A 15,158-nucleotide genomic window follows, 5' to 3' on the forward strand; every position below is an offset into this window, starting at 1 on the left:
GATCACCGGGCACTAGGGCACACTGGACGTTTGGCCGAGAATGAGGCCGTACGAAAGGGTGCCGCGCGTGAATGGTCCGCTGATCGTCCAGTCCGACAAAACCCTGCTGCTCGAAGTCGACCACGAGCAGGCCGACGCCTGCCGCCGCGCCATCGCGCCGTTCGCCGAGCTGGAGCGGGCACCGGAGCACATCCACACCTACCGGGTGACCCCGCTGGGACTGTGGAACGCGCGGGCCGCCGGGCACGACGCCGAGCAGGTCGTCGACGCACTCGTGCAGTACAGCCGCTACCCCGTGCCGCACGCGCTGCTCGTGGACATCGCCGAGACCATGGACCGGTACGGGCGGCTGACCCTGAGCAAGCACCCGGCGCACGGTCTCGTGCTCACCACCACCGACCGGCCGGTCCTGGAGGAGGTGCTGCGGTCCAAGCGGATCGCGCCGCTGGTCGGGACCCGGATCGACCCGGACACCGTCGCCGTGCACCCCTCCGAGCGCGGCCAGATCAAGCAGACGCTGCTGAAGCTGGGCTGGCCGGCCGAGGACCTCGCCGGGTACGTGGACGGCGAGGCGCACCCGATCGAGCTGCGCGAGGACGGCTGGGCGCTGCGCGCCTACCAGAAGCAGGCCGTGGAGAACTTCTGGCACGGCGGCAGCGGGGTCGTGGTGCTGCCCTGCGGCGCGGGCAAGACGCTGGTCGGGGCCGGTTCGATGGCGCAGGCCAAGTCCACCACCCTGATCCTGGTCACCAACACCGTCTCGGCCCGGCAGTGGAAGCACGAGCTGGTGAAGCGGACCACGCTGACCGAGGACGAGATCGGCGAGTACAGCGGCACGAGGAAGGAGATCCGCCCGGTCACCATCGCCACGTACCAGGTGCTGACCACGAAGCGGAAGGGGATCTACCCCCATCTGGAGCTGTTCGACTCCCGGGACTGGGGGCTCATCGTCTACGACGAGGTGCATCTGCTGCCGGCCCCGGTGTTCAAGTTCACCGCCGACCTCCAGGCCCGTCGGCGGCTCGGGCTGACCGCGACGCTGGTGCGCGAGGACGGCCGCGAGTCGGACGTGTTCTCGCTGATCGGGCCCAAGCGGTTCGACGCGCCGTGGAAGGAGATCGAGGCGCAGGGCTACATCGCGCCCGCCGACTGCGTGGAGGTCCGGGTGAACCTGACCGACACCGAACGGCTCGCGTACGCGACCGCGGAGACGGAGGAGAAGTACCGCTTCTGCGCCACCACCGACACCAAGCGGAAGGTCACTCAGGCGCTGGTGCGCCGGTTCGCCGGGCAGCAGATCCTCGTCATCGGCCAGTACATCGACCAGCTCGACGAGCTGGGCGAGCACCTGGACGCGCCCGTGATCAAGGGCGAGACGTCCAACGCGCAGCGCGAGAAGCTGTTCGACGCCTTCCGTGAGGGCGAGATCAGCGTGCTCGTCGTGTCCAAGGTGGCGAACTTCTCCATCGACCTGCCGGAGGCGACGGTCGCCATCCAGGTGTCGGGCACCTTCGGCTCCCGGCAGGAGGAGGCGCAGCGGCTCGGCCGGGTGCTGCGCCCCAAGGCCGACGGCCACCAGGCGCACTTCTACTCCGTGGTCGCCCGCGACACCATCGACCAGGACTTCGCCGCGCACCGCCAGCGGTTCCTGGCGGAGCAGGGCTACGCCTACCGGATCATCGACGCGGACGAGCTCCTCGCGGAGAGCTGAGCGGGACGGCTCCGGGGCGCGGGGCCACGTTCAGCACCGTGCGCGGCGCCGGACCCGTCAGCACCAGAACCAGCAGCGCCAGCCCCAGCAGCGGGTACGGCGCCGCCAACGGCTGTTGCCACCAGGGCAGCCGGAGGTCCAGGTCGCCCTCGTGCGGCAGCAGCCACATGGTGCGGGCGGTGAACACGGCCACCGTCAGCGCCGCGAGCCGGGTACGGCCCTCGGCGAGGAGCACGGCGGTCAGTGGCACGCACCACACCCAGTGGTGGGACCAGCTGACCGGCGAGACGAGCAGGGCGGTGCCCGCCGCCAGCAGGATCCCGTGCCGCTCGCGCGGCGCCCGCGCCGCCGCCCACAGCCCGGCGACGGCCACGGCGGCGGCCGGGAGCGCCCACGCCGGGCCCGGTGCCGGGTCGCCGGTCGCCCGCGCGATCAGGCCCAGCAGCGACTGGTTGTCGACGATCCAGCCCTTGCCGACGCGGCCGGTCTCGAAGATCCGCCCGGTCCAGAAGTCGACGCTGGCCGCCGGGAGCAGGACCGTCCCGAGGGCGACGGTCCCGGCGAAGGCGGCCGTCGCCGTCGCCGCCTCCCGCCGCCGGCCGGTCAGCAGGAGGTAGCCGACGAAGATCGCCGGGGTCAGTTTGATCCCGGCCGCCACGCCCAGGGCGAGCCCGCGGCCCCGGGCGCCCGGCGGGCGGGTGAGGTCCCACAGGACGAGGCAGGCGAGCGCCAGGTTGATCTGGCCGAACAGGACCGTCTGGAAGACCGGTTCGAGCCACAGGGCCAGCGCGGTGGCCGTGCACACCACCGGCAGGCGGACCGTGCGGCCCGCGAGGCGGACGGAGAGGGCGACGAGACCGGCGAGCAGGAGCGCGTTGCCCGCGAGGAAGGTCGCCTTCATGGCCGGGACGGGGATCCAGGTCGTCGGCACGAACAGGACCGCCGCGAAGGGCGGATACGTCGCCGGGAGCCGCCACTCGGTGACGGTGAAGCCGTACAGGTCGCCGCCGTGCAGGACGGCCTCGCCCTCGGCCCGGTAGACCAGCGCGTCGGCCATCGGGGCCCGTTGCACGATGCAGAGGGCGGCGAACGAGAGGAGGGACAGGGTCAGGAGGAGGTAAGGCGTCGCCGTCCGTTGTGCCACGGAGGCGAACCTAGGGGTTACTTACGGCGAACGCCCGCTTCCTCGCCGTATTCACCGAGGATGACGACGCCTATCGCCGCCTCGGCGAACACCTTGATGGCCCGCAGGGCACTGCCCAGGAGGTGGTGGTGGTCGCCGCCCGCCACGGCAGTGGCGCCGGCCGGGACGGCTGATGCTGGGTGGATGGTTGCTGCGCTCATGTCTCCATGGTTGCTCGTCCGGCCTAAGACCGGCATCGGTCCGCAGAGCCAATTCCAAAGCTTCTCGCATACCTCTCTGGAGGGACCCGCTCCCCTATGCCGGGTGGACGCGAACCCCTAGGGGACGTCCGTGAACGCCCAGAGGACCTTCACGAGACAGGTGAAGAACACGTAGAGGAGCCGTAGAGAACGAGGGGAAGGCGGAGAAGCCGAGCGGCAGACACACCTCGGTGTTCGGTTTTTTTCGGCCAGCCATGCAACGTTCTGGCGCGAATCTGCGTATGGACTATGGGGACAGTTGTACCGGACACATACAGATGTCCGACAACCCTTCCCCTGCGTCGGCGAGATTCCGGCGCGGAGGCTCGGACTCGTATCGGTACCCGCTGCGATGTCCGGACCGGCTGGGATCACTGCCCGTACGCAGAAGAGGGGTTGTCCGTGGTGCAGCAGCGCAGGTCTCCGTCACGGGGAGGGGGCAAGGGCCGCCGACGCGCCGGCCGACACAGCTCGCGCGTGCCGCGCACGCTGTTGCTCGGCGCACTCTTCGCCGTGCTGCTGACCACAGTGAGCGCGGTCCACTTCCGCTGGTTCGGCACGGGTCCCACCACGTCGTATGCCGAATCCGCCGGCAAGGGAGCGCACTCCGGCAGGTCTCCGTCCCCGAACCCGTCGCCCCGTGCCACGCCCCGGCGGACTCCGTCTCCGTCACCTTCTCGGTCGGCTTCCGCTTCCGTGTCGCCCAGCCACTCCCCGTCGCCCAGCGCCACCGTGATCAAGGTCCCCGCGACCGGCTCCGGCACCTTCGTCACCGCGCAGGCGGGCGGCTCGGTGGTCGGCCACGGTCCGAACCTGGTCCGTTACATGGTGCAGGTCGAAAAGGGGATAGACGTGTCCCCGATCCAAGCGGCGAACGAGATCGCCGACATCCTCGCCGATCCGCGGGGCTGGACCGCGGGCGGCTCGGCCTCGTTCCAGCTGGTGAGTTCGGAGCCCGCCCTCAAGATCAAGATCGCGACTCCGGGGACGACGGACTCGCTGTGCTGGGCAGGCATCCACCAGGACACCCAAGGCGAATACGACTGCGAGGTGCCCGGCGGGGTGATGGTGAATCTCAAGCGCTGGGTCCAGGGCTCGCCCACGTTCGACGGTCCGATCCACGATTACCGGGCGCTGATCATCAATCATGAGATGGGACACTCGCTGGGCCACCAGCACGAGACCTGCCCGGGTCCCGGGAAACCGGCCCCCGTGATGATGCAGCAGATAAAGGGCCTGAAGGGTTGCGTCGCCAACGCCTGGCCCTATGACAAGTACGGGCACTACATCGCCGGACCGCCCGGGTAGCGAGGCTCGACGCGCGCAGGGAGGCTCGACGCGAGGACGGCAGGGCGAAGCACCCGGAACCGGACGGTTAATCATTGGCGTCCGGCCATGCCTCCTGGCTAGGATCGCGCTCTTGCCCGCCTCCCGCCCGGAGTGCTGCCGCCCGGCCGGAAACCGGACGGCGCCCACAGTCACGCAGTCGCGCCGCCCGCGCACTGTCCGTGCAGCCGACCATGCAGCAGCCGACCGGAGGCACCGCATTGTCCACGCCCGCCCACGACCCCCTCGACACCCCCGCCGCGACCCCCGCAGGCGCCGCCACCGACACCCCCGCCGGTGACCCCCTCGCCCGGGAGAGCGCCCACCTGGCCGAGTCCCGCGCGGCCCTGCGCGCCATGCGCGAGGACGTCGAGTCCCTCGACATCAGTGACGTCACCGCGAACTGGGTCAACGCCGAGGTGCTCGCCGCGCAGATCGACGAGCGCATCAAGTCGCTGGCCGACCTCAGCGGCACCCCGCTGTTCTTCGGCCGCCTCGACTACCTGCACGCTCCGGGCGCTCAGGAGGCCGAGGGCGCGGCGGGCGAGCGGTTCTACATCGGGCGGCGGCACGTGCACGACGCCGAGGGCGACCCGATGGTCATCGACTGGCGGGCACCGGTCTCGCAGCCGTTCTACCGGGCGTCCAAGAAGGACCCGATGGACGTCGGGCTGCGCCGCCGCTTCGGCTACACCGGCGGTGACCTCACGGCGTACGAGGACGAGCGTCTGTCGGACCCCGCGGAGGCGGCGCGCACCAGCAAGCTGCTCCAGCAGGAGATCGAGCGCCCGCGCGTGGGTCCGATGCGGGACATCGTCGCCACCATCCAGCCCGAGCAGGACGAGATCGTACGGTCCGATCTGACCGGTACGGTCTGCGTCCAGGGCGGCCCCGGCACCGGGAAGACCGCCGTCGGCCTGCACCGTGTCGCCTATCTCCTCTACGCGCACCGCGAGCGGCTGGCCCGCACCGGCACCCTGGTCATCGGGCCGAACCGGTCCTTCCTCCACTACATCGAGCAAGTGCTGCCCGCGCTCGGTGAGTTGGCGGTGCGGCAGGCCACCGTGGACGACCTGGTCTCACACGTGGAGGTCCGCGGCACGGACGAGGCGACGGCCGCGCTGGTCAAGGGCGACGCACGGCTGGCCCAGGTGCTCAAGCGGGCCCTGTACGCGCACGTGACCCTGCCGACCGAGCCGGTCGTGGTGGTGCGCGGCTCGCGCCGCTGGCGGGTCGCGGCGTACGAACTTCAGGACATCGTGCGCGAGCTGCTGGCCCGCGACATCCGCTACGGGGCCGCCCGCGAGGCCCTGCCGCAGCGCATCGCGCACACCGTGCTGGTGCAGATGGAGCGCTCGGGCGAGGCACCGGACGACCGGGTGCAGGACGCGGTGGCCCGGAACAGCGCGGTGAAGGCGGCGGTCAAGGCCATCTGGCCGCCGGTCGAACCGGCCAAGCTGGTGCTGCGGCTGCTGACCGACGCGGACTTCCTCGCGGAGCACGCGGACGGACTGCTGTCTCAGGACGAGCAGAAGATCCTGCTGTGGACGAAGCCGGTGCGCAGCGTGAAGTCCGCCACGTGGTCGGCGGCGGACGCCGTGCTGATCGACGAGGCCACCGACCTCGTGCAGCGCACCCACTCGCTGGGGCACGTGGTGCTGGACGAGGCGCAGGACCTGTCGCCGATGCAGTACCGGGCGGTGGGCCGCCGCTGTACGACGGGCAGCGCGACCGTCCTCGGCGACCTGGCCCAGGGCACCACCCCGTGGGCGACCCGCAGTTGGGACGAGGCGCTGGCGCACCTGGGCAAGGCGGAGGGCGTGGTGGAGGAGCTGACCGCCGGTTTCCGCGTCCCCACGGACGTCATCGCGTACGCCTCCCGGCTGCTCCCGCACATCGCCCCGGGCCTCACCCCGGTCGCGTCGGTCCGGGAGAACCCGGGCTTCTTCGACCTGCGCACGGCCGACGGCACCGGTGAGGTGGTCGCGGCCTGCGAGGAGTTGCTGCGCAACGCGGGCTCGACGGGTCTGATCGCGGCCGACGCCCGGGTCCCGGCACTGGCCGAGGCGCTCACGGCGGCCGGGATCACCTACCTGGGACCGGGCGAGGAGACGACCCGGGAGACCCGGCTGACCCTGGTCCCGGCGTCACTGGCCAAGGGCCTGGAGTACGACTACGTGGTCCTCGACGAGCCGCAGGCGGTGGTCGACGGCGAACCCGACGAGCGCACCGGCCTGCGCCGCCTCTACGTGGCCCTCACCCGGGCCGTGTCGGGCCTGATCGTCACCCACACCGCACCGCTGCCGCCCCAGCTGGCCTGAACCCCAGCTACACACTGCACCTCGAACCAGACACTGTGCCGCTGCCTCCAATAGCTCCACAGCACGGGCAGCATGCGCACACACGCCTGCGACAGCGCGCTGTGAACCGTTCTCAGTCGAAAGACGTTGTTACACCTGGCGGAGGAGCCATCTGCGAAATCGATTCCAGGAGATTTTATGCCCGCAACGGACAGTCCCCTCGATCCTCGAATTCAAGAATTCCTTGACAGTTTCAATGAGCAAGTTCGGTCACTGACCGAGGCCGGCGATCTGGATCGACGGGGAGCGGAAAATCTCACGACCAGGTATCAAACGGTGGCCCGGGAGAGGCACAATGAGATTGTGGAGCTGATCCCGCAGATGGGTGTCAGTGACGCAATCTTCGAGGCCGGGAAGCGCTATGATGCCGACAATGTCGATAATCCCCACCTCAGAGGGCTTATGGCCCAGTTCTCGGATATGCGCGATCAAATCGTGTCGGGCCAGGAAGAAATAATCCAGCACATGGATCGAGGCCTGACGGCACAGGACGCTCTCTACGAGACGGAAATCACGCGCGTCGGCCGCGATCGATCCGCTGGATTTCGGGAGGATGTTGAGGCTGCGTTTTCTGCAGGCCTATATGAGACCAGAATCGATGCAGCGATTGCTCTCGATCACGCGCGTGATGCGGCATGGGTACGATCACTGGGAAACAACGCCCGTGCTGCTCGCGAGGATTCACCTCCTGACTACGTTCAGGACCGTCAGCAGGATCGGCGCTCCGATACACCCTGGGGGGCTCCCGCTCAGCCACCCACCTATGCTCCACCGCAACAGCCCCCTGCATACCAGCCCGATAACGCCAACGTGGCCCGTCATGCTGCAGGCCAGGGGCAGAACGACCAGCAGTCGGGGAATCGGTCCTCTCTTCGCCGATCGGCGAGAATCAGCTCCCATGGCACCGCCGGAGCCGGCACACCTCAATATGATCCGCAAAGCAGCAGTGCGTCTCGGTCATATCGGCAGGCCCCTTCGGGGCAGGGGCGTGGTCGCTGACAACCACATACGGCCGCCGTATACTTCAGCTGGATCGCGCAATTTTCCTCCTTCATGCCGACCATTCACTCAAGGTACCTGCCGGCGCAAATTGCCATTCCCGAGAATTACCTTCTCAGGAATGGTGACGGAGGTGAATGCTGGCCTCAATGATCACAACCGCCCTGCCGACTGCGCCGACCACACAAGGTCGCCCGGCTGCGGCGGGCCCTGGCCGGGGTGCCGCTGCCGCGGGCGGCCGAGGGCCGGCTGGTCACCCGGCCCCGGACGCCCGCCGGGCTCGAAGAACCGGCGGGTGGACTCCGCTGCCGAAGCCGATGTGCTCATTGTCCGGGCGCGACCCGCCACGACGTGGGACGAGTCCTCACCGGCAGCGAGGCATACCGACGACCGGCCCACCACAAGGCCGGCACCAAACCCCGGCGAACTGGTTGAAAAGCAAGCTCAGCCCCGTCGCAGAACCCGTCGGTGCCGCCTCAGAACCCGACAGCCCCATCGGTTTCGCCGGGTTCGTCCAGCGTCCTCCGCCATTCGGTCACCAGGCGGGTCGACACCGGGCCCGACCAGCCGGACCGGCGGGCCGCGCCGCCGATGTGGAAGGCGGTGATGCCGGCGGTGCGCAGGGCCGGGACGTGGTCGAGGCGCAGGCCGCCGCCGACCATGACCGTCGGCCCGTACCCCGGTTCCTGCTCGCGCCCGGCCTCCGCCACCAGGGTGGAGAGCCCGTCGTCGACACCGGCCGCCGAACCGGCGGTCAGGTAGGCGTCAAGACCGGGCAGGTCCGCGAGCTGCTTGCGCAGGGCGTCGCGGTCGGCGGCCCGGTCGATCGCGCGGTGGAAGGTCCACCGGCAGCCGTCCAGTGCGGCGACGATCCGCTCCACCGCCGCCAGGTCCGGTCCCCCGTCCGCGTCCAGGAAGCCGAGCACGAACTGGTCGGCCCCGGCACCGCGCAGTTCCCGGGCCACCCCGACCAGCCGGTCGACGCCCTGGGGCCCACCGGCCGCGAACCCGTCGGAGAGCCGCAGCATCACGCGCAGGTCGATGTCGACGGCGGCGCGGATCCCGACGAAGGTCGGCACCGACGGGGTCAGCCCGTCGGCCGCCATGTCAGTGACCAGTTCGAGGCGGTCCGCGCCTCCGGCCTGGGCGGCGACCGCGTCCTCGACCCCGAGGGCGAGCACCTCCAGGACTGCACGCGTGCTCATAGGACCCCTTTCCGACAGTGCTCCTTGGAACGACTACAGGTCTAGTCCAATTGAGGGTACGCCCGCCCGCCCCGGCCCCGCGAGATCACCCCCGCCGACCGGGACCGCGGGCCGCACCGGCGCGGGAGAATGCCCCCATGGCCGACCCCGAGATCCCCGAAGCCCCCGACGCCCTCGCCGCCCTCCGGATCCGCTGGACCCGCGCCCTGGAAGGAGCCCGCGGCACCGGCGGCGGCCCCGACCCGTTGCCGTACGCCGACGACCTCCTGGCCCGCTGGCAGGAGCCGCAGCGCCGCTACCACACGCTCGCGCACCTCACCGCGGTCCTGGACCACGTCGACGTCCTCGCGGAGCACGCCGTCGACATCGATGTCGTACGCCTGGCGGCCTGGTTCCACGACGCCGTCTACCGCCCCGACCACTCCGAGAACGAGGAGCGCTCGGCCCGCCTGGCCGAACGGGCCCTGCCGGAGGCCGGCGTCCCGGCGGAGGGGACCGCCGAGGTCGCCCGGCTGGTCCGGCTCACCGTCACCCACGACCCGGCCGCGAACGACCCCGACGGACAGGTGCTGTGCGACGCCGACCTCGCGATACTCGCCGCGCCGCCGGCCAAGTACGCCGCCTACACCGCGGCCGTCCGCGAGGAGTACCACTTCGTCCCGAACGACGCCTTCCGTCCGGGACGTGCCGCGATCCTGCGGCAGCTGCTGGAGCTGCCCCGCCTGTTCCGGACGCCGTACGGGCAGCGCACCTGGGAGGCGACCGCGCGCTACAACCTCACCGCGGAGCTCCAGCTGCTCACCGAGTGATGCCGGGTACCGGGAATGGCCCGAGCGGGGCGGGCGTTCTCCCCTGTTATGCCCGCACCGTCATACACCGCTCCCGTATGCCCCTCGCCGTACGCGTCCTCGGGCTGTCCGTCTTCGCCCTCGGCACCAGCGAATTCATGCTCTCCGGCCTGCTGCCGGCCGTCGCCGACGACATGCAGGTGTCGATCCCCCGGGCCGGGCTGCTGATCTCGGCCTTCGCCGTCGGCATGGTGGTCGGTGCGCCGCTGCTCGCCGTGGCCACGCTCCGGCTGCCCCGCCGCACCACCCTCATCGGACTGCTCGCCGTCTTCGGACTCGGCCAGGTCGCGGGCGCGCTCGCACCGTCGTACGGGGTGCTGTTCGCCTCCCGGGTGATCAGCGCGCTGGCCTGCGCCGGGTTCTGGGCGGTGGGGGCGGCGGTGGCCGTCGCCATGGTCGACGAGGGCGTACGGGCCCGTGCGCTCGCCGTGATGATCGGCGGGCTGTCCGTCGCGAACGTCCTCGGTGTCCCGGCCGGCGCGCTCCTCGGTGAACACCTGGGCTGGCGCTCGGCGTTCTGGGCGGTGGCGCTCGCCACCGTCGTCGCGCTCGTGGGCGTCTCGACGCTCGTGCCGCGCATTCCGCGGCCCGCCGAACGGCCGCGGCTGAGGCAGGAGTTGAAGATCTACGCGGACCGCCAGGTGCAGTTCGGCATCGCGCTGATCGCGCTCGCCGCGGGCGGGGTGTTCTGCGCGTTCAGCTATCTCGCGCCGCTGCTCACGGACGTGGCCGGGCTCGCCGACGGCTGGGTGCCGATCGTGCTCGCGCTGTTCGGGATCGGCGCCCTGGCCGGTACGACGCTGGGCGGCCGGATCGGCGACGCGCACCTCTTCGGGGTGCTGCTCACCGGGACCGCGGCCTCCACGGTGTTCCTCGTCCTCCTCGCGCTCCTCGGTCACGTCGCGGCGGCGGCCGTCGTCCTCTCCTTCCTCCTCGGCTGGTCCGCCTTCTACACCGCGCCCGCCCTCAACGCCCGGCTGTTCGACGTCGCCGCGGCGGCCCCCACGCTGGCCGGTGCCACCACCACGGCCGCGTTCAACGTCGGCAACACGGGCGGTCCGTGGCTCGGCGGCACCGTCATCGACGCCGGCTACGGGTACGCGTCCCCCGCCTGGGCGGGCGCCGCGCTCACGCTCACGGCGGTCGGCGCGGCCGGCGTGTCCCTGCGGCTGCACCGCCGTGCGTCCCTCTCCCGCGTCCTGTCCGCGTCCCGCGTCGTCACCGGCTACGACGCCGCCCGGCCGGAAAAACAGGTTTGTCCGCGGAGCCGATGACCTAGTCTGCGCGCATGCGTGAACTGGGTGGGGATCAGGTGGTCGAGGCCGTCGCGGGTTGCGTGGCGACGCTGCGCGCGGCGGTGGACCGGGACTGGACGGCGGTCAAGGCGGGGCCGCTGGACTGGAACTGCCGGCAGACCGCCGTGCACGTCGCGAGCGATCTCATCGCGTACGCCGGACAGTTGGCCGGGCGCGCGCAGGAGGCGTACGTGCCGTTCGACATCACGCTGGACGGCGAGGGCGACGAAGGCATGCCCGCCGCCGACAACGCCGGTGTCCTCCAGGTCATCGAGACCACCGGCGCGCTGCTCGCCGGCACCGTGCGCACCACACCGCGCGAGGTGCGCGCCTTCCACCCGTTTCCCTTCCGCAGCGCGGACCGCCAGGGCTTCGCCGCGATGGGCATCGCCGAGGTACTGCTGCACACGCATGACATGGCCACGGGTCTCGGGCTGGCCTACGAGCCGTCGGCGGACCTCGCCGAGTCCGTCCTGACCTGCATCTTCCCGCAGGTCCGGCCCGGCCCGGAGCCTTGGCCGACCCTGCTGTGGGCGACCGGCCGCGGCGAGTTGCCCGGGCGGGCCCCGGTCACCGGCTGGCGCTGGTGCAACAACCTCGTCATCCCCACCCCGCGGCTCACTCTCCAGGGCGTACGGCCCGCCGCCGCCCGCGATCTGCGGCTGGGCGGCGACGGCGGCTTCGACTGGATCGACGGCGGCCCGTACGAGGGCACCCGGGACGCCGCCGGAATGATGGCCAAGTCCTATGAATCCGGCGTCCACCGGCCGGAGTTCGGGCTGTTCGTCCTGGTCCGGCGGGAGGACGGCCGGGCACTGGGCGGCCTGGGTTTCCACTCCGCCCCGGACGAGGACGGCCGCGTGGAGATCGGCTACGACCTCGCCGAGGCCGCCCGCGGCCAGGGGTACGCGACCGAGGCGCTGACCGCGCTGGCCGCCTGGGCACTGGCCAGGGACGACGTGAACCTGCTGGTCGCCTGCGCGGAGCAGGACAATCTGCCGTCGCAGGGCGTGCTGAACCGGACCGGGTTCGTCCGCGCCGACACGGCGGAGGAGGAGACCGCACACACGGAGCACGGCATGGCCCGTTCGCTCCGGCTGTACCTCCGCCGCGGGACTGCCGGCCGGTCCGGCGGGTCGATGTAGACGGTCACGGCTGCCTCACGAGGACGGCACCCCGCCCGTGGCCCGTCCCAGCGAGCCGACCGCCGCGACCTTCACGCCCGCCTGGTGGCACACCCAGTGCGGGTCGGGTCCGAGTTCCGGTTCGACGTCCAGCGCGTGCGGATCGCCGGAGCCGCACACCGGGCACAGCGGCCAGCGCCCGTACCGTTCCAGGAGCGCGTCCTGCACGTCCTGCGCGACCAGCCCGGCGACGTAGGCCGCCCCGTCCGGCCACTGCTCGACCCACCAACGGCGCTGCACGACCGACTCCTCGACCAGCGAGACCACGTCCGAGTCGGCGACCTCACCCGCGACCAGATCGGCGAGCACCCGTGCCCGGGCCGTGTGCAGGGCACGTTCCAGTGGGCTGATGGGATCCATGGCGCCATTGTGCGGGGTCCCGCCCCCGCCACCAAGCGATACCGCGCCGCACGTCTCTCATCTCACGCCGCGCGCCTCACGACGCCCGTGCCTCCGACCAAGCACCTCCCGGCGCTCCCCACCCACGACTCCCGTCGCCCACCTCCACCCCTCATTCCCCATACGTCACTTCCCTCCCGCTGCCCATCACCGATCACCCATCTCCGGCGAGACGGGCGCTGCCGCAGTCTTGACCCCACCCACGAGCCGAAAATATCTTTCACGAGTGACCCAGGATGTGAAGGAAATTTTCGGCAGCCCTGGCAGCCCTGGAACCGCGCCGCCCGCCCCGGCCGTCCTCACCGCCAAGGTGCGCACCCTCGCCCCGTCCATGACCCGTTCGATGCAGCGGGTCGCCGAGGCCGTCGCGGGCGACCCGGCCGGCTGCGCCGCCCTCACGGTCACCGGCCTGGCCGAACTCACCGGCACCAGCGAGGCCACGGTCGTACGCACCGCCCGCCTGCTCGGCTACCCCGGCTACCGCGACCTGCGCCTCGCCCTCGCGGGCCTGGCCGCCCAGCAGCAGTCCGGCCGCGCGCCCGCCCTCACCACCGACATCGCGGTCGACGACCCGATCGCCGACGTCGTCGCCAAACTCGCCTACGACGAGCAGCAGACCCTCGCCGACACGGCCGCCGGCCTCGACACCGTGCAGCTGGGCGCGGCGGTCGCCGCGCTCGCCGCCGCACGGCGCACCGACGTGTACGGGATCGGCGCGTCGGGACTGGTCGCCCAGGACCTCACCCAGAAGCTGCTGCGCATAGGCCAGATAGCCCACGCCCACAGCGATCCGCACCTCGCCGTGACCAACGCGGTGCAGCTGCGCTCCGGTGACGTGGCCATCGCCATCACCCACTCCGGCTCGACGGGGGACGTCATCGAGCCGCTGCGGACCGCCTTCGAGCACGGCGCCACCACGATCGCCGTCACCGGCCGGCCGGACGGCCCGGTCACCCAGTACGCCGACCACGTGCTCACCACCTCCACGGCCCGGGAGAGCGAGCTGCGACCCGCCGCGATGTCCTCGCGAACCAGTCAACTCCTCGTGGTGGACTGCCTGTTCATCGGAGTGGCGCAGCGTACGTACGAGACGGCCGCGCCCGCACTGGCCGCTTCCTACGAGGCACTGGCCCACCGGCACCGCTGAGCGCCGGGTGCCCCGCGGGTTCCCCGGCAAGGACCGCGCCGTCGTCGGCTCGCGGGCGGCTCAGGGGCCGCCCGCTGCGCCGAGTTCTCGCTTCTCTGCTGCGCTCGCACACCCGAACAGGGGACCCCCGTTCCGCGCGCCCCTCGCACGGGGAATGCCGAACCACAGCCCGAACCGCAGCCCGAACCGCAGCCCGAGCCACAGCCGACTTCGCTCGCTCCACCCGCACCGCGCCGCCCGCCCGAAAAGCCCCGAACAGCGCACCGCACCACATGCCCGAAAAGCCCAGAACTGCGCCGCACCGCACGCCCCAAAGCACGGAAAGAGCCGCTCGCCATGACCTCCACGTCCAACCCCCGCCAGCTCCGCACCCAACTCGAAACGCTCACCACCGAAGCCTTCCGGCCGGAACTCGCGGACATCGACCGGCTGCCCACCCTGGAGATCACCCGGCTGATGAACGGCGAGGACAACGCCGTACCCGCCGCCGTGGCCGCCTGCCTCCCGCGGATCGCCGCCGCCATCGACGCGATCGCCGCGCGCATGGCCCGCGGCGGGCGGCTGATCTACGCGGGCGCCGGCACCGCGGGCCGCCTCGGCGTGCTGGACGCCTCCGAGTGCCCGCCCACCTTCAACACCGACCCCGCCCGGGTCGTCGGTCTGATCGCGGGCGGCCCCGCGGCCATGGTCACCTCCGTGGAGGGCGCGGAGGACTCGCCGGAACTGGCCCGCAGGGACCTGGACGCACTCGCGCTCACCCCCGACGACACGGTGGTCGGCGTCTCCGCCTCCGGCCGCACCCCCTACGCCGTCGGCGCGGTCACGCACGCCCGCGCCCTGGGCGCCCTGACCGTCGGCCTGGCCTGCAACGCGGACAGCGCGCTCGCGGCGGCGGCCGAACACGGCATCGAGGTCGTCACCGGCCCCGAACTGCTCACCGGCTCCACCCGGCTGAAGGCCGGCACGGCGCAGAAGCTGGTCCTCAACATGCTGTCGACGATCACGATGATCCGGCTCGGCAAGACGTACGGGAACCTGATGGTCGACGTCCGCGCCTCCAACGACAAGCTGCGCGCCCGCTCCCGCCGTATCGTCGCGCTGGCCACCGGCGCCGCGGACGAGGAGATCGAGCGGGCGCTGACCGAGACCGGCGGTGAGACGAAGAACGCGATCCTGGCCGTCCTGGCCGGTGTCGACGGCCCGACGGCCGCCCGCCTTCTGGAGGAGTCGGACGGCCATCTGCGTGCCGCGCTGGCGATCGCGGGCGACTGACCCGCAGGCTCGGGGGGTGCGCAACGACC

Annotated in this window: 13 protein-coding genes; 9 read left to right on the forward strand and 4 right to left on the reverse strand. The window is 71.5% G+C overall.

Annotated features, from left to right (window positions below; all coding sequences use genetic code 11):
• Nucleotides 1-67 precede the first annotated feature (67 nt).
• Nucleotides 68-1,711 carry a DNA repair helicase XPB gene (locus tag ACFYPJ_RS17695; RefSeq protein ID WP_389017362.1) on the forward strand — a complete coding sequence of 548 codons (1,644 nt, stop codon included), beginning with the start codon at nt 68-70 and terminating at the stop codon, nt 1,709-1,711.
• Here the strand turns inward: ACFYPJ_RS17695 and ACFYPJ_RS17700 are convergent.
• Together ACFYPJ_RS17700 and ACFYPJ_RS17705 are read right to left on the reverse strand one after the other, a co-directional pair.
• Nucleotides 1,677-2,768, reverse strand: a complete 1,092-nt coding sequence (locus ACFYPJ_RS17700) for a glycosyltransferase 87 family protein (RefSeq protein WP_389017582.1) — start codon at nt 2,766-2,768, stop codon at nt 1,677-1,679. The two genes, ACFYPJ_RS17695 and ACFYPJ_RS17700, sit on opposite strands and share 35 nt — an antisense overlap.
• 104 nt (nt 2,769-2,872) lie before the next feature.
• On the reverse strand, nt 2,873-3,055 hold the full coding sequence (locus ACFYPJ_RS17705; protein WP_389017365.1) for a hypothetical protein: 183 nt from the start codon (nt 3,053-3,055) through the stop codon (nt 2,873-2,875).
• Between the two features lie 735 nt (nt 3,056-3,790).
• Here ACFYPJ_RS17705 and ACFYPJ_RS17710 point away from each other — a divergent pair.
• From ACFYPJ_RS17710 to ACFYPJ_RS17720, 3 genes are all read left to right on the forward strand, one after another.
• A complete protein-coding gene (locus ACFYPJ_RS17710; protein WP_389017368.1) occupies nt 3,791-4,402 on the forward strand; it encodes a DUF3152 domain-containing protein in 612 nt (203 codons plus the stop codon).
• Nucleotides 4,403-4,614: 212 nt separating this feature from the next.
• Nucleotides 4,615-6,741: a HelD family protein gene (locus tag ACFYPJ_RS17715; RefSeq protein ID WP_389017371.1), complete on the forward strand. Its 2,127-nt coding sequence runs from the start codon at nt 4,615-4,617 to the stop codon at nt 6,739-6,741.
• Between the two features lie 177 nt (nt 6,742-6,918).
• Nucleotides 6,919-7,779: a hypothetical protein gene (locus tag ACFYPJ_RS17720; protein ID WP_389017374.1), complete on the forward strand. Its 861-nt coding sequence runs from the start codon at nt 6,919-6,921 to the stop codon at nt 7,777-7,779.
• 476 nt (nt 7,780-8,255) lie between these two features.
• On the opposite strand, the gene ACFYPJ_RS17725 is transcribed toward ACFYPJ_RS17720, so the two are convergent.
• Complete coding sequence (locus ACFYPJ_RS17725; protein ID WP_389017377.1) at nt 8,256-8,984, reverse strand: copper homeostasis protein CutC; 729 nt, start codon at nt 8,982-8,984, stop codon at nt 8,256-8,258.
• Nucleotides 8,985-9,121: 137 nt separating this feature from the next.
• Here ACFYPJ_RS17725 and ACFYPJ_RS17730 point away from each other — a divergent pair, with 137 nt between their 5' ends.
• The 3 genes from ACFYPJ_RS17730 to ACFYPJ_RS17740 all read left to right on the forward strand — a co-directional run bounded on the left by ACFYPJ_RS17730 (nt 9,122) and on the right by ACFYPJ_RS17740 (nt 12,272).
• Complete coding sequence (locus ACFYPJ_RS17730) at nt 9,122-9,793, forward strand: hypothetical protein (RefSeq protein ID WP_389017379.1); 672 nt, start codon at nt 9,122-9,124, stop codon at nt 9,791-9,793.
• A 77-nt stretch (nt 9,794-9,870) separates the two neighbouring features.
• Complete coding sequence (locus ACFYPJ_RS17735; protein WP_389017381.1) at nt 9,871-11,106, forward strand: Cmx/CmrA family chloramphenicol efflux MFS transporter; 1,236 nt, start codon at nt 9,871-9,873, stop codon at nt 11,104-11,106.
• 14 nt (nt 11,107-11,120) lie between these two features.
• The gene (locus tag ACFYPJ_RS17740; protein WP_389017384.1) at nt 11,121-12,272 is read left to right on the forward strand and encodes a GNAT family N-acetyltransferase; all 1,152 of its coding nucleotides are present in this window, start codon (nt 11,121-11,123) and stop codon (nt 12,270-12,272) included.
• Between the two features lie 15 nt (nt 12,273-12,287).
• Here the strand turns inward: ACFYPJ_RS17740 and ACFYPJ_RS17745 are convergent, their stop codons facing one another.
• Nucleotides 12,288-12,671 (reverse strand): hypothetical protein, encoded by a 384-nt coding sequence (locus tag ACFYPJ_RS17745; RefSeq protein ID WP_389017387.1) that lies wholly within the window; start codon nt 12,669-12,671, stop codon nt 12,288-12,290.
• Between the two features lie 265 nt (nt 12,672-12,936).
• Here ACFYPJ_RS17745 and ACFYPJ_RS17750 point away from each other — a divergent pair, with 265 nt between their 5' ends.
• The gene (locus ACFYPJ_RS17750) at nt 12,937-13,857 is read left to right on the forward strand and encodes a MurR/RpiR family transcriptional regulator (protein WP_389017390.1); all 921 of its coding nucleotides are present in this window, start codon (nt 12,937-12,939) and stop codon (nt 13,855-13,857) included.
• A 336-nt stretch (nt 13,858-14,193) separates the two neighbouring features.
• Nucleotides 14,194-15,129 carry an N-acetylmuramic acid 6-phosphate etherase gene (gene murQ / locus ACFYPJ_RS17755; RefSeq protein WP_389017393.1) on the forward strand — a complete coding sequence of 312 codons (936 nt, stop codon included), beginning with the start codon at nt 14,194-14,196 and terminating at the stop codon, nt 15,127-15,129.
• Nucleotides 15,130-15,158 lie beyond the last annotated feature (29 nt).

The organism is Streptomyces sp. NPDC006012 (assembly GCF_042871185.1).
GTDB lineage: Bacteria > Actinomycetota > Actinomycetes > Streptomycetales > Streptomycetaceae > Streptomyces.

Excerpts from the sequence above, each read along its gene's own strand:
- ACFYPJ_RS17700 (WP_389017582.1), bottom strand. The coding sequence starts at position 2,768 with ATGGCCGACGCGCTGGTCTACCGGGCCGAGGGCGAGGCCGTCCTGCAC.
- ACFYPJ_RS17705 (WP_389017365.1), bottom strand. The coding sequence starts at position 3,055 with ATGAGCGCAGCAACCATCCACCCAGCATCAGCCGTCCCGGCCGGCGCC.
- ACFYPJ_RS17715 (WP_389017371.1), top strand. The coding sequence starts at position 4,615 with ATGCAGCAGCCGACCGGAGGCACCGCATTGTCCACGCCCGCCCACGAC.
- ACFYPJ_RS17720 (WP_389017374.1), top strand. The coding sequence starts at position 6,919 with ATGCCCGCAACGGACAGTCCCCTCGATCCTCGAATTCAAGAATTCCTT.
- ACFYPJ_RS17725 (WP_389017377.1), bottom strand. The coding sequence starts at position 8,984 with ATGAGCACGCGTGCAGTCCTGGAGGTGCTCGCCCTCGGGGTCGAGGAC.
- ACFYPJ_RS17730 (WP_389017379.1), top strand. The coding sequence starts at position 9,122 with ATGGCCGACCCCGAGATCCCCGAAGCCCCCGACGCCCTCGCCGCCCTC.
- ACFYPJ_RS17735 (WP_389017381.1), top strand. The coding sequence starts at position 9,871 with ATGCCCCTCGCCGTACGCGTCCTCGGGCTGTCCGTCTTCGCCCTCGGC.
- ACFYPJ_RS17740 (WP_389017384.1), top strand. The coding sequence starts at position 11,121 with ATGCGTGAACTGGGTGGGGATCAGGTGGTCGAGGCCGTCGCGGGTTGC.
- ACFYPJ_RS17745 (WP_389017387.1), bottom strand. The coding sequence starts at position 12,671 with ATGGATCCCATCAGCCCACTGGAACGTGCCCTGCACACGGCCCGGGCA.
- murQ (WP_389017393.1), top strand. The coding sequence starts at position 14,194 with ATGACCTCCACGTCCAACCCCCGCCAGCTCCGCACCCAACTCGAAACG.